Source organism: Bifidobacterium sp. ESL0704, assembly GCF_029392075.1.
In the GTDB taxonomy this organism is placed as follows: Bacteria; Actinomycetota; Actinomycetes; order Actinomycetales; family Bifidobacteriaceae; genus Bifidobacterium.
On the sequence record NZ_CP113929.1, the window covers coordinates 411,605 to 433,184 of the forward strand.

At 56.3% G+C, this 21,580-nt stretch carries 11 protein-coding genes; 9 read left to right on the forward strand and 2 right to left on the reverse strand.

The genetic code is table 11. The annotated features are described in order from the left end of the window. Positions 1-30: 30 nt before the first annotated feature. On the reverse strand, positions 31-2,409 hold the full coding sequence (locus OZX64_RS01390; protein WP_277173294.1) for a beta-L-arabinofuranosidase domain-containing protein: 2,379 nt from the start codon (positions 2,407-2,409) through the stop codon (positions 31-33). A gap of 332 nt (positions 2,410-2,741) precedes the next feature. Here OZX64_RS01390 and tatA point away from each other — a divergent pair, with 332 nt between their 5' ends. From tatA to OZX64_RS01405, 3 genes are all read left to right on the forward strand, one after another. Further along, entirely contained in the window at positions 2,742-2,969 is a 228-nt protein-coding gene (gene tatA, locus OZX64_RS01395) for a twin-arginine translocase TatA/TatE family subunit (protein WP_277173296.1), read from the forward strand. Between the two features lie 224 nt (positions 2,970-3,193). Further along, positions 3,194-4,111 carry a twin-arginine translocase subunit TatC gene (tatC, locus tag OZX64_RS01400; RefSeq protein ID WP_277173298.1) on the forward strand — a complete coding sequence of 306 codons (918 nt, stop codon included), beginning with the start codon at positions 3,194-3,196 and terminating at the stop codon, positions 4,109-4,111. A gap of 147 nt (positions 4,112-4,258) precedes the next feature. Then, positions 4,259-4,549: a twin-arginine translocase TatA/TatE family subunit gene (locus tag OZX64_RS01405; protein ID WP_277173300.1), complete on the forward strand. Its 291-nt coding sequence runs from the start codon at positions 4,259-4,261 to the stop codon at positions 4,547-4,549. Between the two features lie 134 nt (positions 4,550-4,683). On the opposite strand, the gene OZX64_RS01410 is transcribed toward OZX64_RS01405, so the two are convergent. Further along, positions 4,684-5,688 (reverse strand): LacI family DNA-binding transcriptional regulator, encoded by a 1,005-nt coding sequence (locus OZX64_RS01410; protein WP_277173302.1) that lies wholly within the window; start codon positions 5,686-5,688, stop codon positions 4,684-4,686. A 367-nt stretch (positions 5,689-6,055) separates the two neighbouring features. On the opposite strand from OZX64_RS01410, the gene OZX64_RS01415 reads away from it, so the two are divergent. The 6 genes from OZX64_RS01415 (at position 6,056) to OZX64_RS01440 (ending at position 21,304) form a co-directional block, all read left to right on the forward strand. After that, positions 6,056-7,375: a sugar ABC transporter substrate-binding protein gene (locus OZX64_RS01415; RefSeq protein WP_277173304.1), complete on the forward strand. Its 1,320-nt coding sequence runs from the start codon at positions 6,056-6,058 to the stop codon at positions 7,373-7,375. Between the two features lie 206 nt (positions 7,376-7,581). Continuing rightward, entirely contained in the window at positions 7,582-8,502 is a 921-nt protein-coding gene (locus OZX64_RS01420) for a sugar ABC transporter permease (RefSeq protein WP_277173306.1), read from the forward strand. A gap of 14 nt (positions 8,503-8,516) precedes the next feature. Beyond that, positions 8,517-9,335, forward strand: coding sequence for a carbohydrate ABC transporter permease (locus OZX64_RS01425; RefSeq protein ID WP_277173307.1), 819 nt, complete (start codon positions 8,517-8,519; stop codon positions 9,333-9,335). A 39-nt stretch (positions 9,336-9,374) separates the two neighbouring features. Continuing rightward, positions 9,375-11,387 carry a glycoside hydrolase family 127 protein gene (locus OZX64_RS01430; protein ID WP_277173309.1) on the forward strand — a complete coding sequence of 671 codons (2,013 nt, stop codon included), beginning with the start codon at positions 9,375-9,377 and terminating at the stop codon, positions 11,385-11,387. 440 nt (positions 11,388-11,827) lie between these two features. Beyond that, the gene (locus OZX64_RS01435) at positions 11,828-17,527 is read left to right on the forward strand and encodes an Ig-like domain-containing protein (RefSeq protein WP_277173311.1); all 5,700 of its coding nucleotides are present in this window, start codon (positions 11,828-11,830) and stop codon (positions 17,525-17,527) included. Positions 17,528-17,653: 126 nt separating this feature from the next. Then, the gene (locus OZX64_RS01440) at positions 17,654-21,304 is read left to right on the forward strand and encodes a family 43 glycosylhydrolase (RefSeq protein WP_277174922.1); all 3,651 of its coding nucleotides are present in this window, start codon (positions 17,654-17,656) and stop codon (positions 21,302-21,304) included. The last annotated feature ends 276 nt before the right edge of the window (positions 21,305-21,580 follow it).

Sequence of the window (21,580 nt, forward strand, 5' to 3'; positions counted from 1 at the left end):
TTCGAAAGTGATGGATGCGTGGTTCAAGGCTTATGACATCTTTGCCCTGCTGGCAGCCAGCAGTATGACTTGCCGGTCGCGGCTGGACAACAGCCCATCACGCTGGTATTGAGTGCTTTGCTCGGTGACTCGTCTCAGGAAAGCCGCCCTGTTCGCAAACGGGGCACCCTTCCAGATGTCGTCCATCAGGGTTGAGGCGGGTGTTTGCTCTGTCGCGGGACGCTTCGGGTTGCGCACTGAAGTCATTTTTCCTGCGAAACCGATCAGGTCATCCTTGCGCTGGAAATACATGTGGTATGGAGAGTTGTTCCCGTTGTAGGCGGGTTCGAACTCATCGCCGTCGATGATGAAACAATTCGGTTTATCGGCAGGCTCCTTGGTGATTCCGAGCTTGATGGTGCCGTCCAGTCCCATTAGTGCATAGAAACTGCGACCGATGAATTTCGTCGCGGGATTCAAGGCGTTGAGCACGGTCGGTCCATAGAACAAGGCTTGTATCTCCTTGCGATCGTATGTGCTTTCCGTACGGAATTTCATCGGAAGCGTAACGGTGATGGCATCGTTCTGGTTCCAAGGCTGGGATAATGTCGCGTACGTGCCCGGCTTTATCCCTGAGATCACAGTGCCGTTGACGGCGATTTTGGCATTGTCGGCCCATGCGGGAATCCTGATTTTGATTTTTAGGTTCTTCGCCTTGTTGCCGACTTGTTCAAGGGTGATCGTGGACGTCTCGGCTTCCGGATAGTTGGTCTCCTGCTTGAGCTTCAGACCAGTGTCCTGCCAATCAAGTGTCGATGGCATGAAGAGATTGACATAGAGCTCGGTGCTGTCGGAGGAATGGAAGTAGATCGAATCCTGATACTTCGAGTGGCTCTCCAGGGCGCTTCCGCCGCAGCAGGTTCCGACGTTGCCGTCACCGTATTCCTTGATGGTTCCCGGATTGACCGGATACATGTAGCAGTTGCCGGGGGTGAGGTCGGCGACTGAATCGATGTCACGTGACTTGCCGCCGAGGATATGGTTGAGCAATGTGCGCTCGTAATAATCCATGTACTCGGGCTTCTGGTCGATGAAGAAGAGGCATCGCGTGATTTTGAGCATGTTGTAGGCTGCGCATGATTCGCAGTTGCGGGTTCCGATGTCTCCGGCCACCGTATGCGCCGGTCCCCACAGCTCGCCTTCGCCGGTACCTCCATGGGCATACATACGACCCGGAACCACCATATTCCACAGTCCCTCGGTTGCCTTGAGGTATTTGTCCCCTTCGCCGATGGCGGCGTCTTTGGCATAGCCCACGAATTGAGGAAGATGCTGATTGGCGTGCATTCCGTCCAAGACGTCGACGCCGTCGCCGCAGTTGTCGATAAGCTTATCGGTGTCAAAGCAATGAGAGGCTTTCAGGAACTCGTCACGCTTCGGGTCGTTACTTGATTCCTCGTACAGATCGATGAGCGCGTCGTTCATGCCGCCGTATTCTCCACCGATGTAAATGCCCCACATCTTTTGCAGTTGGGGCTTTGTGCATTTGCTCAGTCTGGAATAAGTCCAATGGCCGATACCTTGGGCGAGATCCAGGGCTTTGGCATTGCCGGTCTGCTGGTAGCAGGCAACGAGTCCGGCAAGAATCTTGTGCTCCGTGTACCAAGGAGCCCAAATTTCGCCGTAAGGAGCATATTCCTCTATGGCTTTGAACTGCCATTCCCCGTATGCTGCGAGGAATCCGGGATGCGAATACCTGGGCTTGCCTTGATAGGTTTGGGCGGCCAGCGCTTCTCTGCATTCATACAATCCGTCGATGAGATCGTTGATCTTCTTCAGGATCGCCGCGTCTCCGCTTTCTGCGTAGGCCTGCGCCAACATGGACATGAAATGACCGGTGTAATGGCCTCTCAACAAACCATCGGAGCCGTTCTTGTTCTGTCCGCGTTGATATTCGAAAGGCCCCCATGATTGCTCTTTGGCGATGGCTTTGTCATCCTTCGGATAGTTCTCCCATCCGCCTGCGGGTTCCACGCCTTTGTCGTCAAGACCTGCGTTGGTTCTAAAGCACGCGAGCAGACGGTCGATTGGATAGGCTTGGGCCAAAGCCAGGATGCTCTGCTGGGCTCGGCTGAACACCCCGCCGTTCAATTTCACGTCGGTAAGAGCGAAGGGCTGAACCTTCCAGCCCTTGAGTTGAGCGGGCTTGGGACGATTTTGAGTTGATTGACGAACCTTGGCGGCTGCCTGGGTTACTTGGGCGGTGGGCGTCTTTGCCGTCGGCTTTGTCTGTGCCATTGCCGGCACGGGATTGGCTGCAAAAGCCCCGGAAACGGCGAGAGTTCCTCCTATCGCCGCTGCTCCGAGAAGGACTGAACGACGAGAGATCTCGTGGTCGTGCCTTTCTTTCAGATCTTTGCTAGAACTCATGTTGGTTCCTTTCTTGCGTCATTGCGCGAAACCATTGCTTTTATTTTTGAAATACGTTGATGCAGAGAATGGTTCATATGGTGTCTGAACGCTGGAAGATTATGTAATGCTCTGCATCAATGCATCACAAATGCGATGCCTGTAAAAGCATCACGCGTTTTTAAAATAACATAATCCGATAATGATTATCGTAAAATCATTTAAAAGTTATGGAATTGTTATTTTTGGATTATTGTTATCGAAGTTAGTTTTTATGCTATATTGTTGTGTGTTCGTTATGGCGAAATGGTGTCCGGCATGACGGTCTGGAAGAGCTGAACATAGGAGTTATTATGGCTAATCTCAGACCCACTGAGCTCATTCTTATCCTCGCCATCGTTTTGTTGCTGTTTGGAGCAAAGAAGCTTCCCGATCTCGCTCGAAGCATCGGCGAATCCCTCAAGGTTTTCCGTAAGGAAACCTCGGATGACGCTCCTGGGGCAAGTGAGGCAAAGTCGGGCCAGATGGCTGACGAGGCATCTCAAGATACGGGCAAAGCCGCCGATTCAAAGGGTAAATGATATTTTTCTCGGTTGAGAATAGATAGTTTTCGTATTGTCTGATATGGCGATTCGATGTTGTGATGTCGCTATGCTGCCTTGTCGCTACGGCATATGGCAATACATATGAACTTTGGGATTCGGGGTCGATGATGATGGATAACGATGAGGTCTTCCAACGAACTGTGGCCATTCCGCCGCAGCTGGTTCCGGATGATTCGACGAAGTTGAGTCTTGACGATCTCATGGCCGACGATTCTGTACGGGCGGAACCGTCAAAGGGCTCTCATGCCTCAAAGCGCAAGGTGAAAAGGCATGGGAATCCTGAGGCGATGATGAGCTTGGGGGAGCACCTTGCCGAATTTCGCAAGCGCCTTGTACTGTCGTTGGCGGCCATTTCGGTAATGACCGTTTTTGGCTGGTATCTCAGCGATCCGATATTCGCGATTCTGCAAGGACCGTTTTTAAGTGCCTCGAAAAGTCATAATGGACCGATGTCGATCACGTTTAACGGCGTGGCCTCGGCGTTCAATATGCGTTTGCAGATTGGCATCTTTGTCGGTGTCGTGGCGTCTTCGCCGTGGTGGGTCTATCAGCTCTGGGCATTCATCAATCCTGGTCTGAAGCGAAAGGAGCGATGGACGGCCGTGGCGTTCATCGCGGCTTCGATCCCGCTGTTCCTGACCGGGGCTTGGCTGGCATGGGCGTTCTTGCCTCAGGCCGTCGCTATCCTCGCGGATTTTGCACCCGCCAATACGGCCACATTGCTGAGTGCCGATGTCTATTTTACGTTTATTATCCATATGACGGTTGCTTTCGGTTTGGCGTTTTTATTGCCGGTGGTCATGGTGGCATTGACCATGATGGACGTGGTGTCGTGGAAAACCTGGCTGCATGGATGGAGAATGGCCATCGTGGCCGCGTTTGTTTTTGCCGCTGTGGCCACTCCGACAGGTGATATCGGTACGCTGTGTGCGCTTGGATTGCCCATTTGTGGCATTTACGGCTTGGCGGTATTTGCCTGTTGGCTGTGTGGCAGGATTCAGGTGCTGAAACTCAAGCTTCTGCTTGTTTGGTGGAAGGTTCGAGATTTCTTCTCGAAACGCAAGGCAGCGATACGGCGTCACCGAATGAGGACGAGCGATATGACGACAGTTGAATAAGGTCTGGTTTCTCTGCGTTGAAGCTGCTATTTGGTTGTTATGCCGCGCAATGAGCGTATCGATGACGGCAATGGTCGGCGATGATCGAACGGCACGGCAGGTTTTGCCTATGATCAAGATGCTTTGTACTGATGTCTGGAGGTAAAGATGTTTGGTGTTTCGGGCACTGAATTAACCGTGATTCTGATTTTGGCGCTGGTTCTCGTAGGTCCGGAAAAGTTGCCGGAATACGCACGTCGGTTCGGCGCTTTTCTCAAGCGTGCGAAAAAGACCTTGTCGGTTTTGCAGGCTCAGGTCAAAAGCGAAACCGATAAAACCATGAAGGAAAGCGGTCTTGAGGAGGTTCGTCAGCAGCTTGCGGATACCCGTGATGCCGTTGAGAGCATCGGTCATGAGGTTGGCAATGAGGTGAATTCGAGCCTTGACAAGAATGGGTAAAAGCTGTGTTCTGGCGTAGTTGATATAGATAGAGTGCCGAGCCTGGCGGAGCAGCGCGTCGCCGCATCGGCAGAAAGGATGCAGCGACGCGCAACCGTCGATGGCGTCCGCTTTCCAGGTTTTCCGTAAAGCTTCTAGTCCAACGGCAACGTCGATTCGCGCTGGATGAGGCGGCACGGCACATAATCGACACCATGGTGCACATTGCCGTTGATGGCATCCATCAGATAGCGTGCGGCACGACCGCCGATGGCCTCGGTCTCGTTGCTGATGCTGGTCAGCGAGGGACGGGAGCCTTTCGTAAGCACCTCCCAATTGTCGTGCCCGATAACCGCCACGTCTTCGGGGATGCTCAGGCCCTGCTGTTTGAGCGCGTCAATGCAGCCGCGGGCCAGCTGGTCGTTCTGGCAGATGACCGCGTCGAAATCCACATTTTGGTCGAGTAGCAGCCTCGTGGCTGCACGGCCCCAGCTTTCGTCCCAACTGCCATATCGCAGTGGTCCTGCTGGTTCCAGCCCGAATTCCGACAGCGCCTCCAACGAGCCTTTCGCTCGGTCGGTGGCTGCCGTGAACGTCTCGTCGCCGCCGATAATGGCGATTTTGTGCTTGCCGCAGGAGATGAGGTGGTTGACCGCCGTTCGTCCGGCGTCGACGTTGTCGCATGTCACCGAGCAGTCCTCCGGATCCGTTGAGGGGCCGTAGACGTACACCAGTGGCACGCCATAATCATGCCCCAGGCTGGGACGTGGGTTGGTCTCGCGTTGCACGATGAGCAGGCCGTCCACTTTCAGTGACAGCAGCTTCTCCACGTGCTGCCTTTCCAGTGCCGCATCTCCGCGGGCGTTGGCCAGCAACACGGAAGTGGATTGAGCGCGCAGTTCGTTTTCTGCCCCGATGAGAATCGGTGTGGAAAACCTGCCTTGCAGATCGCTGGTGACCAATCCGATGGTTCCGGACATGCCTTTGGCAAGGGACTGCGCGAGTTTGTTCGGACTGTAATTGAGCTGATCGGCGACGGCCAGTATGCGTTGGCGCGTTTCGGGGTTTACCCGTGGTTTGCCATGTAGGGCTTTGGAAGCTGTAGAGAGGGAGACGTGGGCTTCTTTCGCCACGTCTTCGAGCCGTGTTGTTTTCGCCATGCCTGTATTGTCTTTCCGGTATCAATCATTGCGCCTTATGCGCTTACCATGGTATAGCATTCTGCGAAATTTTTCGCAAAATGTTCTGATAGATAGATGCGAAAGTTTTCTCATATAAGAAAACCCTCGTTTACTATATTAGCGGTATTGATGCCAAGATTCTTAAAAGTAAGACAATTATCCTTGTTTTTAAACACTTTTAAAAATTTTTGATGACGATTTTGCATTTTGGAAAAAATATAATATGATGAGAAAGGGCTTTCGCTTTAGTGTTACTCAAAGGAGATATTTACAGTTTTTGCGAAAGTTTGAAAGCGGACAATCCGTAAATTGTTTCAAAGTTGAAGGATAAGAGAAAGAAGCCAATATGAAGTCTTTTAAACAGGCAGGCAGGATTCTTGCGGGAGTCGTTGCGGCAGCAATGCTGATTCCCATGGCAGCATGCGGCGGAGGCAGCTCCGATCAGGCGGCCAAGAAAGTCACGGGAGCCGGCGCCGATGACGGTACCACCATCACGTTGTGGACCCGTGCCCCGCTGGAACGTCAGGCAAAGAATGTCGTTTCCGCGTACAATTCATCGCACAAAAACAAGGTAAAGCTCGAGATCATCCCCAATGACGACATGGAAGGCAAGGTCGGCGGCGCCTCGCAGACGGACTCGCTGCCCGATATCCTGGCCGGCGATGTGGTCCGTATTCCGTATTGGGCTTCGGAGGGCATATTTACCGATATCACCAAGCAGATCAGCGCCTTGAAGAACAAGGACGATCTGCAGCAGGGCCATATCGAGGCCGGCACGGTGGACGGCAAGGAATATACGCTGCCCTTCATCACCGATGTCTCCATCATGGTCTGGAACAAGGATCTCTACAAGCAAGCCGGTCTCGATCCTGAAAAGGGACCGAGCAGCATCAAGGACTTCACCGAGCAGGCCAAGGCCGTTGCAGGTCTCAACAAGAGCGGTGTCGCTGGCTCTTACGTGGCCGGTCAGTCCGGTGGCGCGTTGGTGTTCGACCTGTTCCCGAGCGTCTGGGCCGATGGCGAATCCGTCATGAACAAGGAAGGTACGCAAGCCAAGCTCGACAATCCTTCGATGAAGGCCGAGCTGGAAGCGTACAAGACGCTTGCCAACACGCCCAACGGTCTCGGCTCCGGTTCCAAGGAGGAAACCGGCGCCACCTGGACCGCTCCGTTTGCCAACGGCAAGATCGGTGTGATGCCCTATCCGAATACGTCGGTCACGGCCATCATGGAAGCCGAGAAGAAGGGCGGCTTCCACGTCGGTGTCGCTCCGATTCCGGGCACCAAGGAAGGCAAGACCTCCACGTTCCTAGGTGGCGATGCCATGGGTATCTCCAAGGATTCGAAGCACGTCGCGCAGGCATGGAACTTCCTTTCCTGGCTGATGCAGGACAAGACGCAGGCCAAGGTGTTCGCCGCCAAGGGCGATACCGCTTCCAACGTCAAGACCCTGAAGACCGCTTACACCAACGCCGACAAGCGCGTACAGACCATCAACTCCGTCATCATCGACGGCAACGGCCAGACGCCGAAGTCCCCGAAGTTCAATGAGGCGTTCAACGCCGCCGGTTCTCCGTTCCAGCTGCTCATCCAGAATGCCATCTGGGGCAACGGCGATCTTTCCGCCGACAACAAGGCCGTGACCAAGGCGCTCGGCGACAACTGATGGCCCCAAGGCTGATGGGGCATTCGGATGTCTCGATGCTGTTGAGATTCATCATCCGATTGGTTCCTTCAGCCTTTGAATGAGGTTTGTTGGGGATGCTGATGTTGCCGCGGGTCATGCGATTCGCGTCGGCATCAGCATTCACGACGGATTTCATTCTCCAAGAGATCGATTCCTAGTATTTTGCCAATTAAGGAGAGAGAAGCATGTCAAGTGTTTCCAAAGGCGCTGTGACGTCCTCACGGTCCACAATGAAAAGGGAGCAGACCCGTCGTGGGCTGTTGTATGCGTTGCCGGACTGGCTGTTCATCATCATTCTGTTCTTCGTCCCCATCCTCCTGCTGATAGTGATGGCCGGGTCGCGCTGGTCGCTGATGGGCGGCAATCGCGGATGGAATTTCCCGGAGAACTTCATCAAGGTGTTCCAAAGCGATCTGCTCGTTCAGTCGATATGGTTCACCGTGGAATACACGGTTATTGTCACCATTATTCTGCTCGCGCTGGGCTTGGGGCTGGCGTTGATCGTGCAGGAGTCGAGCAGGTGGAACACCGTTCTGCGCACCTGCTTCCTGCTGCCGAGCGCCACCGGTCTGGCCTCCGCGTCGCTGCTGTTCTACGCGATGTATTCCCCGCAGGTCGGCCCGGTCACCAAGATCCTGCATTTCTTCGGGCTTATCGGCGAAGGCGGTTCGGTGCTGGCCACCGGTCAGTCAGCATTGTGGGCCACGGTCATCGTCATCGTCTGGCGCTTCTCCGGCTACTACATGCTGCTGATGATGATCGGCTTGCAGTCCATTCCGGGCGATCTTTATGAGGCGGCGCGTATGGATGGTGCAAACTCGTGGCGCATCTTCCGTTCCATCACCCTGCCGCTGATGAAGCCGACAGTGGTGATGTGCCTGGTCTATTGCGTCACCGGCTCGATCCTGGCGTTCGACCAGTTTTTCATCCTCACCAAGGGTGGTCCGAACAACTCCACGATGACCGTGGTGCAGCTGATCTACAACTTCGCGTTCGATTCCAAGAAGGATCTGGGCATGGCGGCGGCGCTTTCGCTGCTCGTGCTCGTCGCGCTGGTCATCATCAATTCGATCCAGATGCGCGGTATGCGCGACAACACGAAGTAGGGAAGGGAAGAAACATGTCTACAGCATTGTGGAAGCGCGTCGTCGCTCGTATTTTGGAAGCGCTGCTTGCGCTCATCTTCATCATCCCGCTTGCCTGGGTCGTGGTCAGCTCCTTCAGCCCGCAGGCCGGTTCCGCCCAATCGCAGGGTTGGGGCGTCGCCAACTATCTGACGTTGTTCGGCTATCAGGATGGGTTGCCGACCTACCTGGTCAATTCGATTATCGTCACCGTGATTGCCGTCTTTTTCTCCGTTCTGGTATGCACGCTTGCAGGATATTCGTTCTCAAGGTTCAATTACCCGGGACGCAACCTCGGTTTCATGGTCACCCTTTCGATTCTTATGGTGCCTTACGCTTCGTTGCTGATTCCGCTGATGGTCTGGTTCAAGGATATCGGCCTCAACAATTCGCTGCTGGGTGTTGCGTTGGTCATCACGCTTTTCCAGCTGCCGATGAGCACGTTCATCATGCGCATCGCCTTTGACGCCATCCCGAAGGATATGGAGGAAGCGGCGATGGTCGACGGGTGCAACAGCTTCCAGGCATTGATGAAGATTCTGGTGCCTGTGGTCAAGCCGTCGATGGTCACCGTAGGTCTGCTGGCGTTCCTCGAAGCCTGGAACAACTTCATGATTCCGCTGTATCTGGTTGGCTCGGGCAAGGCGACGTTGCCGCTTGCGTTGGTCAACATGCGTCAGCAGACGATGGGCGTCATCGATTACGGCGCCACCGAAGCGGGTGTTGTCATTCTGCTTATTCCGGCGGCGATTCTCTTCCTGGCCTTGCAGAAGTACTATGTCAAGGGCTTCATGGCCGGTGCGGTGAAGGGATGATTGAATTGCTGTTCAACGTATTCAAGGGGAGGTCGAACCATGGCTGATATCTCTATAGTGCAATCCGAAGTTTCAGAGCCCCGTGTCGTCATCACCTCACCATTCTGGGTTCGCCGGCGTGAGCAGATTGCGAAAAGCGTCATCCCTTATCAATGGAAGGTAATGAACGACGAAATCGAGACGAAAGTGCCTGACGATCCGGCGGGGAACCAGTCGCAAAACGACCGGAGCCACGCCATCGGCAACCTTGAGGCTGCCGCAGGGCGCTCGGACGATGAGTTCTCCGGCATGGTGTTTCAGGATTCTGATGTCTACAAATGGCTTGAGGAAGCGGCTTACTCGCTTTCCTACCATCCTGATGATCGACTGCGCAGGCTCTGCGACTGGACGGTTGACCTGATCGCCGAGGCGCAGCAGAGCGACGGATACCTCGATACCCCCTTCCAGATACGATCGGGCGTCTGGGCCGGCCGGTCCCGTTTCTCCCAGCTGCAGCAGTCGCATGAGATGTATGTGATGGGCCATTATATGGAGGCCGGCGTTGCCTACCATGCCGTTACCGGAAACAAGAAGGCGTTGGACATAGCCTGCAGGATGGCCGATTGTCTGGATGCCAATTTCGGGCCGGAAGAAGGCAAGATCCACGGCGCCGATGGCCATCCCGAAGTCGAGCTCGCCTTGGCCAAGCTTTACGAGGCCACCGGGGAGAGCCGCTATCTGAAACTGGCCAAATACCTGATCGAGATACGTGGCCAGGATCCCGATTTCTATGCACGTCAGCAGGCCCGGCAGCACGGCGACAGCATCATGCCGGATATGCTGCGTTTGCCGCTTTCGTATTTCCAGGCCGACAAACCGGTTTGCGAGCAGCATGAAGCCAATGGCCATGCGGTTCGCGTGGGATATCTGTGCACGGGCATCGCCAGTGTCGCTCGCCTGACCGGTGACAAGCAGCTCTTGGATGCTGCCAAGCGGCTATGGTCCAATATCGTCAACAAGCGCATGTATGTCACCGGTGCCATCGGATCCACCCACGTCGGTGAATCGTTCACCTACGACTACGATTTGCCCAACGACACGATGTACGGAGAGACCTGCGCGTCGGTGGCGATGAGCAAATTCGCCAGCCAGATGCTGCTCGTCGAACCTAACGGCGAGTATGCGGATGTGTTGGAACGCGAGTTGTTCAATGGGGCCTTGGCCGGAATCGGCTTGGATGGCAAACAATATTATTACGTCAATCCCTTGGAGTCCGATCCGGCTGGATTGGCCAACCCTGACCGTCATCACGTGCTTTCGCATCGTGTCGATTGGTTCGGTTGCGCCTGCTGCCCCGCGAATATCGCACGGTTGATTGCGTCGGTGGACCAATATATCTATACCGAACTCGATGGCGGGAAGATCGTATTGAGCCATCAGTTCATCGCGAATAACGCTCGGTTCGGCAACGGTCTGAGCGTGGTCCAGAAATCTGATTTCCCATGGGAAGGGCATATCCATTACGAGCTGGCCTTGCCTGGTCAAGCTGCAAAACCTGTTCGCTTCGGTATCAGGATTCCGGCGTGGTCGCTTAGCGCTTATTCGCTCAGTGTCAACGGCGAGGCCCGGCGTCCACAAGTCGATCAGGGGTTTGTCTACTTCGATGTGGCTCCTGGCGAGGTGGTGAATATCGACCTTGACCTCGATATGTCGGTCCAGTTCGTTCGGGCCAATACCCGCGTGCGCAACGATGCCGGAAGTTTGGCGGTCCAGCGTGGCCCGCTGATCTATTGTGCTGAAGAAGCCGATAATCCAGGACCTCTATGGTCTTACGCCATTGAAACCGATGATACGGATAAGGCTGTTACGGCCTTTGATGCGCATCTGCTTTCAGGGGTCGAGACGGTTTCGGTTCCGGCACGACGCGAAGCGTCCGATGACGAAGATGCGCCGTTGTATATGCGTTGGCGCGGCAAATCGGACGGGGAGAAGACGATGCTCAACATGATTCCGTATTATGCGTGGGCGAATCGGGAAATTGGCGGTATGCGCGTGTTCTTCCGAAGAGCTTGAGCGTATCTCGAGTAAGGCCATGGCAGATTCTGCCGGGCTGGAATGATACTTGCCGTTTGATTGAGCAGTTCAATTGAATAGCAAGCGTGCCTTGTTGCGGAGTGGAGTCTTTGACGAGGCGCGCATGGAATGGGAGGGATGGCCCGCCGATCACGGTGGGCCATCTTCCTGTATTGCAATGCTATTCTAGCCATACGACATGCAGTGGTGCGAAAATAAGAGAAAATCAAAAAACTTTGCCGCTAAATATCAAGTAATATGAAAGGTATCGCTTGCGAAAGCGTATGTAGTGTATTATAATAGATCTGATCGTAAAATACTCCACATTTTCATTTTTACGGTTCCCATTCCATGAATGCATACATTGAAGTCTGTGGCATGGAGCAGTTCGGACACCAACAGGTTCTACCTGTGTCACGGCCTTGTGGAGAGGTACGAAGATGCAAGTTCACTTAAGGAAGTGTTTCGCCGTAACGGTCGGGGCGTTGGTCGCCGTCGCCACCATGGCAACCGGCGGCGTTTCTTCCGCAAATGCTTCAGAAGATATCGCCAATCCGAATTCGGCGATTGGATATCCGTCGTTTCATGGCGACCAGAACCCCATTCCCGATTCCGGGGTGCAATATGACGCCGCGAACAGTTATCTGGGCAAGGTGTTCGACCGCGATGTAAGTCAGGGAGCCGGAACGGATACCGCCGACAACCACGATTTCTGGGTTGATCGCATGCTGGTCCGTAAGGGAGACCAGCCGACCGGAACCGGAACGACCGACAAAGGCACCTATCATTATGAGGGTGCGGACGGCAATCAATACATGTTTTCGCGTGGACGCGCCGCCTATATGCGCACCCACGAGCCCGGAACCCTCGGTTTCGGCGGGCAGTTGGCCTATAAGGACACCATCAGCGACAAAGGCGGTTTTTCGGTCAGTCTTTCCGAAGGCGGCACGAAACTGACGCTCAAGGAGGACGGCTCCCAACGCAAGCAGACGCCGAGCTATTGGCAAAGCGTGTTCACCACTTCCGATTCCTCGCTGAAACTTACCGAAATCAAATACATCACCAACGAAAACGTGCTGGTGATGGGCTATAACCTGCAAAGCAGCGTCGCCAAAACAGTAACGGTGGACGTCGGTTCGCCCATCGCCACCAACGCTGACGGCGACGAGCTGACCGGGGTGGTCAACCTCAATCGTCAGCTGACCACGGTGTATCCCCGTCTGTCCGGCGACGGCATGAAGCCGGTCAAGGGCAAACTGCACGGCGATGTCGCGCTGACGGCGAACCAGCCGGTATACAACAAGATTCAGATGGGGCTGCTGGCAGACGAATTGCCAAGCGCGAAAACCGAGTACGATCGGGTGCGCGGCCAGTCGGCCGCACAGGCTTACAAAGACCATGTGACGACCTACAACAAATGGTGGGTCGACAACATCCCGTATATCCAGACTCCCGAGCAGAACATCGACAAGACCGTCTTCTATCGTTGGTGGCTGACCAGGTTCAATTTCATCGATGCCAATATGCCGGGCAACACCTATCAGTTCCCCGCGGCCATCGAAGGTGTGCTGGGCTACAACAACTCCATCGTGCTGACCACCTGCATGTTCCTCAACGATCTGAAGTATCTGCGTGACCCGTCATATTCCTACGGTACGTGGGTGGCTGCCGGCGAGACGGCAAAGAGCAAGCAGTATGTCGACAACCCCGGCGGGACGAGCTGGAACAACAGCTATACGCAATACATCACCGATTCCGCCTGGCAGTCCTATATGGTTCATGGCGGTCCGAAGGCTATTGCGGAAAGCATCGGCACTTACGGACGTAACGATGTCAATGGACTCGTCGGTTCTCAAAACAAATCCTTCAACCGCAACGGCAACAAGCTCATCGATTGGGATTGGGCCTCGATGACCGGCAACGACGCCGATGCGGTGTCGTTCGACGAGCATCCCGGAGAAGCGATGGATCGTCCCGAAAGCGCTTGGGTCTGGGCCAACGCCCGTTCGGCCGCTGACGCCTTCAAAGAAGCCGGAGACGCTTCGGGAGCCGCGGAAATGAAAAAGACCGCGGATGACATTCGTTCGCAGATCATCAGCGAGCTGTGGAACAAGGACACGAACCTGGTACAGTCCAAGTGGATCGGAGCGCATAACGGCCAATTCGCCAAGTGGAAGGAAATCAACAACTTCTACCCCTACGCCGCCGAACTGATGCCGACCGATGGCACATACGACAAGGGTCTGCGCCTGTTCGCCGATGCCGATCAATACCCGATCTTCCCCTTCTTCACCGCCAATCAGGCCGATAAGGCCGAGATGATCAAGGAGACGGGCAACGAAGGCTCCAACAATTTCTCCATCATCAATTCCACGCCGTTGTTCCGTATCTATGCCTCCGGCCTACGTTCATACAACTCCGAAAAGAACGGGTACATCACCCCGGAAAGCTTCAAGAAGCTTCTGTATTGGAACGCTTTCGCCCACTACCAGGGCGGCGACAACCGCTATCCCGATCAGAATGAGTTCTGGAATACGGCCACCGACAAGAACGGCGGCGAAATCGATTACCGTTCCTGGATCCACCACACCCAATTGGGAACCACCAATTGGACGATGGTCGAGGATGTCGCCGGTTTGCGTCCACGCAGCGACGGCAAGATCGAACTCGACCCGATCGCCATCCCGGGCTGGAATTACTTCACCGTCAACAACCTGAGCTATCACGGTCAGGATGTCTCGATCGTCTGGAACGCCAAGGGCAAGGACGGCAAGCTGCATTATACGAACCTGCCTGAAGGCTACTCGCTGTATGTCAGCGGCAAACGTGTCTTCACTTCAGACAAACTGACCCATATCATTTACGATTCCGCCACCGGCCAGGCATCGGTCAGCGGCGCCAACGGCGACCAGAGTGCAACCATCGTTTCCGGAGAGACTCAGTCGTTGCGCAACGCGGACGCCGTGCAGTATGGGTCGGATTCCCGCATCACCGATATCTTCGCCAAGGCAGGCAAAAACATTGACCCGGCCTCCAAGAGCCAGGTCGATGTGGCCAAGGGCGCATCGGTGAGTGCCAGTTATGAGGCCGACGGCAGGCCGGCCACCGCGGCGGTTGACGGTTCGAGCGTCAACGAGCCCTTCTGGGGTACCGACGGATCGAAGAGCGCCAAAGATTCCTTGACGATCGACTTCGGCGCCGCCAAGACCATCGACGACATTCGTCTGTATTTCTACAAGACCGCGGCCAGTTTCACGGTCCAGGGCTATAGCGAGCCGTCGCTGTATCAGCTGGAATACTGGGACGGCGGTGCATGGAAGCGCATTCCCGCCCAGTCTCGCACGCCGGGCATTCCCAAGGCGAACTACAACAATGTCCAATTCCCGGAAATAACGACGAACAAGATCCGTGCCGTGTTCACCCATGCACCGGGTTATAAGACCGGTGTCAAGGAGATCGAGGCCTACGATACGGGCATCGCGGCTCCTGCGGCGAGCAATAAGGCCCCGGTGGTCGATGCGTATGTCGCCAAGAACAGCGCGGAAGGCGCACAGCTTGCCGGAACGGTACGTGACGACGGATTGCCCGACGGCGAGCTTAACGCCAAGTGGGAGATGGTTTCCGGTCCGAAAGGCGGGAAGGTCGTTTTCGCCGATGCCACGAGTGCCAGCACCGTGGCCACATTCAATATCGAAGGTGACTATGTGCTGAAACTGACAGGTTCGGATGGCGAGCTGTCCGCCGAAAAGACGGTGACGGTCCATGGCATCCCGTCGGATGGCACGGTCAATATCGCCTCCCAGGCCAAGCCGACCGTCAGCTCCATCAACGCCACATTGCCGAAGGACAATGCGAAAGTCATCAATGACGGTCAGAGCGACCCTGCAGGATCCTCGGCCAAGATGAGCTGGAACAATTGGGGCCAAAACGACCCCGCACCTTGGGCGCAGTACGAATGGTCCGGCAAGGTTCCGCTCGCGAAGGCGAACGTGTACTTCTGGACGGACGGCGGTGGCGTGCCATTGCCGAAAGCATGGAAGCTGCAATATTGGGATGACTTGTCGAACGGATGGAAAGACGTGTCCTTGAAGTCCGGCTCATCCTATGACATCGCCAAGGGGCAGGGCGAGACGGTATCGTTCAAGACCGTCTGGACTTCCAAGCTCCGTGTGGCGATGACACCTGACGGCGATAGCGCGGTCGGGCTGAGCGAAGTCGAAGCCTATGCCAAAGAACCGCAAAGTGTTGATGCTGTCGCCAGAATGGTGGCAACAGGCAGCAAGGCCAAGGATCTGAAACTGCCCTCGAGCGTGAGTGCCTCGTATGCCGATGGGTCCAGAGCCGATCTGGCTGTGACGTGGCCGGAGGTGAGCGACGCTCAGTTGGCTTCTGACGGAAGCTTCACGCTCAAGGGTGTGGTGGCTGGTGCGCCTGCGGGCGTAACGGCGGTCGTGAATGTGAAAAGCGACGCAAACAGCGCTCTGGCCAACGGTGTCAGCTCCATCGATGACAGCGAGCAGACCGTCTACCAAGGTTCCACCGGTCTCACCCCGCCGGCCACCGTCACCGGACGGTATATGAACGGCGGCAGCGACAGCAGTCTCAAAGTGACGTGGGACGCCGCCCAGCTCAAAGCGGTTAAGCTCGATACCATCGGCGACTACCAGGTGACGGGATCCGTCGCAGGCACGTCCAAGACGGCCAAGCTCGTCGTCCACGTCATCGCCAACCCCAACGCTGCCGATACCACGCCGCTGACCGGGTGGATTCAACCGAAGGCCAAGACCTCGGTGAGTGCCGAGGCCTCGTGGTCCAAGGCCGAAAACAAGCTCAACGATGGGGTGCTCGTCGATGACACCTGGCCCACACAGGACGATCAGGATGTCAACGCCAAGGTCTGGGGCACTTGGGGAGTCGCCACCGACGGTATCTACGCCCAATACACATGGGACAAGGATGCCGTCATCGACAAGGCCCAAGTGCAGTTCTGGGCGAACTTCAGCACGCGAAACGAGGCAAAGGGAGGTCTTGAGATTCCCGATGGCTGGGAAATCCAGTATTGGGACAACGCTTCCAGCGCTTGGAAACAGGTCAGCAGCGGAAAATACACGACTGTACGTAATGACCCGACTCATCACGCCACCGAAAACGGCGGATGGAGCGTGGCCACATTCTCGCCGGTCACCACCAGCAAGCTGCGCCTTGTGCTGCACCCCAACCTGACCCGTAGTGCCACGTTCGGCACTGCCGTGGCCGAATGGCAGGTGCACGCGCAGGACGGAACGCCGGTGGCTGTGAATACCGCTGCCCTGCAATCGGCGGTCAACGCTGCCGAATCGCTGCAGAAGGACAGGTACACCAGCCAAAGCTGGACGCCGTTCGAACAGGCCTTGAACGAGGCCAAGGCATTGTTGGCCAATAGCGCTGCCACCCAGCAGCAGGTCGATCAGGCCCTTCAGAAACTGCATGATGCGCAGTTGGCGTTGGTCCCGGTCACCCCGATGCCGAGTGCGGACCTCACCGAGCTCAATACACTCATCGCTGCTGTCAGCGGTTTACAGGAAGACGCGTATACGAAGGACAGCTGGAAGGTGTTCGCACAGGCTCTGCAACGAGCCAAGAGTGTGGTCGCCGACAGCAATGCCACCCAGCAGGAAGTCGATGCGGCCTTGCGTGATTTGCGCAACGCCAGGAACGGCCTTAAGGCCGCGCCGTCTCTTCCCGGCAAAACCGATACCAGCAAGCTGTCGGAAACGGTGAATAAGGCGAGCGGGCTCAGGCAAGCTGATTACACCGCCGCCTCCTGGAGCCGCTTTGCAAGTGCTCTCGCCCAAGCGCAGAGTGTGCTGACGGATTCGGCTTCCACCCAGCAGCAGATTGATGCCGCCCTGCGTCAATTGAATGATGCGATGAATGCTCTGAAGCCTGTCAACGGGGTGGTTCCCGGTAACGGCGGAACCGCTCTTGGTGGCGGCGATGCAGCAAATTCCACTCATCACAAGCAGGCAGGCAAAGCCGGTGCTCTGAGCAACACGGGTACTTATGGAACGGTCGCGTTGACCGTGCTGACGGTTGCGTTGGCGGCGCTCGGCACTGTGCTCGAGCTGAGCCGTCGCCGTAGGCGTCATGGTGTCCGCTGATTGCTGCTGACATAAGAATGGGAATCGGCCGACCGTAGCGTTTGATCAAGGTCGGCCGATTTCTTATTTATACACACGTAATGAATTATTCGTATGCGATGAAGGATTCGAATGATGGATAAATTTTTGAGTTTTCACAAGAAGCGCATGACGGTATTGGCAGCGGGAGCCGTTGCGGTCTCCATGGCCGCCGGTTTTGCCGTGACCTGCGATGCCGCTGCGGCACAGCCCGTCTCGCAAGAGCAGACGCCGCCCAGCGTGGCCGGCTATGCCTATAACGCATTGCCGTACAACAATCCCGATATCAAGGTCACCCAGATTGACAACAGCGATATGCCTGCCTATCTGCGCAATCCCATAGGGCAGAAGGAGGGGATCGGCACTCCGGATGACCTGTCCGATAACTATTATTCCGCCGACGCGGCCCCGATGGCATATGACGGCAAGCTGTTTGTCTATACGGGCCACGATGAGGCCAGCCCCACCGACGGAACGTTTGTGATGAAGGATTGGGGCGTCTACGTCACCGATAACCCCGAATCCGGAAAATGGACGCATTATAAGAATGTGGCCAAGGCCGATCTTTTCGACTGGGCCACCGGCGATGGGGCCTATGCCGGTCAGGTCGTCGCCGATGACGGAGGAACCCCCGAAGACCCTTCCGATGATTGCTTCTACTATTACATTCCGGTCAAAGACCGCAACGCCAAACCGGGAGCCGATCCGTTTTCCATAGGCGTAGCGACTTCACGCAGTCCTTTGGGCCCTTGGAAGGACGCCATCGGCCATCCGTTGCTGACAACCGCGCAGACGCAGATCGAGACCATCGATCCGGCGTTCTTCGTCGACAACGACGGCAGCGCATACATGCATTTCGGCACGTTCAATTCCCAGCTGGCTGTGAAGATGGCCAAGGACCAACGTACGGGCCGTACCTCGTTCACGCAGCTCGAAAGCGTTGAGGGCGCTTCCGGACCGGAACCGAAGATATACCAGATGCGCGATGAGGATGCGCTTTCTCAGGTTAGCAATTACGACCCCAAGCAGGACATTCTCGGCAGCGATTATGCGCGCAACGTGGACGCTCATCTGTCGTTGGGCAATAACGGCGGCGCGTACGCCAACGGTCCCAAAGGGTTCTTCGAAGCATCATGGGTGTTCCATAAAGGAGACACCTATTACAACGTCTATGACGGAGGGAAGCCCGGTTCCGGCCATGCGACCTGCGTCGAGTCGAACTACCAGGCCTGCATCGAATATTCGAGCGCGTCGAGTCCGCTGGGTCCGTGGAAATATCAAGGCAAGATCCTTGACCATGGCAGCGCCACGACCATGCATCCGTCGGTGGTTCAATTCGGCGGCAAATGGTGGGTCACCTACCATACCGCCGACAAAAAGGGCGGCACCGATTTCAGACGCGCGCTGTGCATCGATACCGTGGATTGGAACGACGGACGGATGACGAGCGTTGCGCATCCGACGAAGGCGGAAAAGATACAGCCGTCGCGTAATGTGGCTCCGTACGCCATCCCCAGCGCTACCTTCACCGAGACCGCGTCGTTTGTCGGATCGCTCAACGATGGGCGAGTGCTGCAAACCGCCGTCGTGCCAGCCGACCATTGGACCAATTACCGGTCCATACCTCAGCCGCAATCTTCGGATTCACTGATCTACCAATGGGACGGGCAGGTGCGCATCGACAGTTCCAAGGTGTTCTTTGATGTTGACAGCAACGCGCTGCGTGCGCCGCAGACGTGGAAACTGCAATATCTCACCGATGATGGGGCATGGAAGGATGTCGGCAATCCCAGCGCTTACACCGTGCAGACCGGTAAAGGCAACCCCAACGTCGTGACGTTTGACGCCGTGACCACCAGCGCTCTCAAACTCGACCTTGTCGCCCAGCCGGTAGATGGCGGATATGCCTCGGTGGGGGTTCCCGAATGGGAGGTGTACGGCCAGGAAGGCGGAACCGCCATGTCGGTTCCCGCACTTACCACGGCAACCGGATCGGCTCCGCAGTTGCCTGCAAGGGTACCGGTCTCCTATGGTTCTTTGCGCGTGCAGGCTCCGGTGATCTGGCGGCCGGTTGACGCCGGCAGCTATGCGCAGGCAGGCTCGTTCACCGTGCCTGGCGTTGTCGCCGGGCTGTCGGATTCCGGCATCTCCAGCTCGCAGGATGAAACCCCGACAGGCAATGTGCAGGTCAGGGTCAACGTCGTCGACCATTATGCGCCCGCTGCGGATGTCACCGCTCCTGTGGCCAAGGTCGCGCTCGCCGGAACGCAAGGCAGGAACGGCTGGGTGATCAACCATCCTGTGGCTCTGGTGTCTGCCGTCGACGACAGCGCCGCCCCCGCCTCGCGGCTTGAGCTGAAAATAGGGGATCAGGATTGGCGAACCATCGCTACCGGGGCCAATACCGCTTTTGCCGGTGTCGACGGGGAAGGCCGGATCGAAGTCCAGGCGCGTGCGGTCGATGCCGCCTCCAACAGCTCGTCTGTCGTCTCGCAGAGCGTCGATGTCGATTCTCGGGCACCGACGGTCACGGCCAATCTTGATAGCGCGAACCGTGCGATCACGTTGAACGTCGACGATCAGGGCGGTTCGGGTGTCGACACGGTGGAGTTCCGCCGCGATAAAGGCGCCTGGGAGCGTTATGCCGACGGACAGACGATCAAGGCAACCGGTACCGGAAGGGAGACCGTCTCGTTCCGTGCCGCCGACAAGGCCGGGAACATGAGTATCGTCGCCAGCAAGGACATTCCCTCGGATCGTTCCGTGCCGTTGACCGGATATATCGAAAAGGACGCCGTACCATCCGATCCTGAGAACAAAGCTTCGGGTTGGACCAAAGGCGTAGCCGCCCTCAACGACGGGGTGACGATTCCCGACGGCTGCCAGAGCCAAAACGAATGCATCTGGGGATCGTGGCCGAATACGGGCACCATCGCTTTGGAATATGCGTGGGATCGTGAAGTCACCATCGATTCCAGCCGTGTGCAATTCACCTCGGATGGTGGGGGATTGGCCATACCCCAATCGTGGAAGTTGCAATATTGGGATGCCGCCGCATCCGCTTATGTCGACATTGCCCAGGCACGGTATTCGACGGTCTCGAATGTCCCTGATCATTATGGCGATGACCATGGAGGCTGGAGTGAGGGGACGTGGAAAACTCCTGTAAAAACCACGAAACTGCGTCTCGTGATGGAATCGGGTTCGGGTTCGCCGGCGCTCGCCGAATGGCAGGTGCATGCCCCGGAGTCCGTCAATCCGCCGCAGCCTGCGCCGAATCCTGTTGTTCCGCCGTCGCCGTCGCCGCCGGTTGCCGCTGACAAAACATCGTTGAATGCGTGGTTGGCGACCGTGAAGCCGGTAACCTCTCAGGAAGGGCGCTATACCCAAGAATCGTGGGAAGCGTTCATGCGGGCATGGCGTGACGCCCAGGCCGTGGCTGCCGATGGCAAGGCTTCTCAAAGCCGTGTCGATGCCGCGCTACGGCAGCTGAAGCAGGCCTATAACGCTCTGGTGGTTGTGCATGGCGGGGATTCCACAACGAATGACGGCAACACGAATGCCGGCAATCATCATTCGGACCATCATTCCGCTGCCGCCGATACCTCGGGTAAGAACACGGCGAAAGCGGGCGAAAACACGACCATCGCCGCCACGGGGGCCGCTGTATCCGCCATTGCAGGTACATGTGCCCTGATGCTGCTTGCCGGCGGTGCGCTGTTGTGGTGTAAGACCCGGCGGCATGGCCAAAATCGATAAGCGACAGCAACGGTATGAAGCCGTGTTCCGGCGAGAACGGAGAGAAGCGTTCCCGACGAAACACGGCTTCGCTTTTGCCAATGGTTTAACCGGCAAACAACGATGATCAGAGAAGGTTCTGTGTCGAAATACAGCGGAACTTGACTTGCGAAAGGGATATGCCGCGATATAATAGGCAATATCGCATTCATTACTCCACGTTTTTACTTTGCGATTTCCCATTCCATGAAATGCACACATCGAAGTCTGTGACATGGGACGGTTCGAGCATTGCGG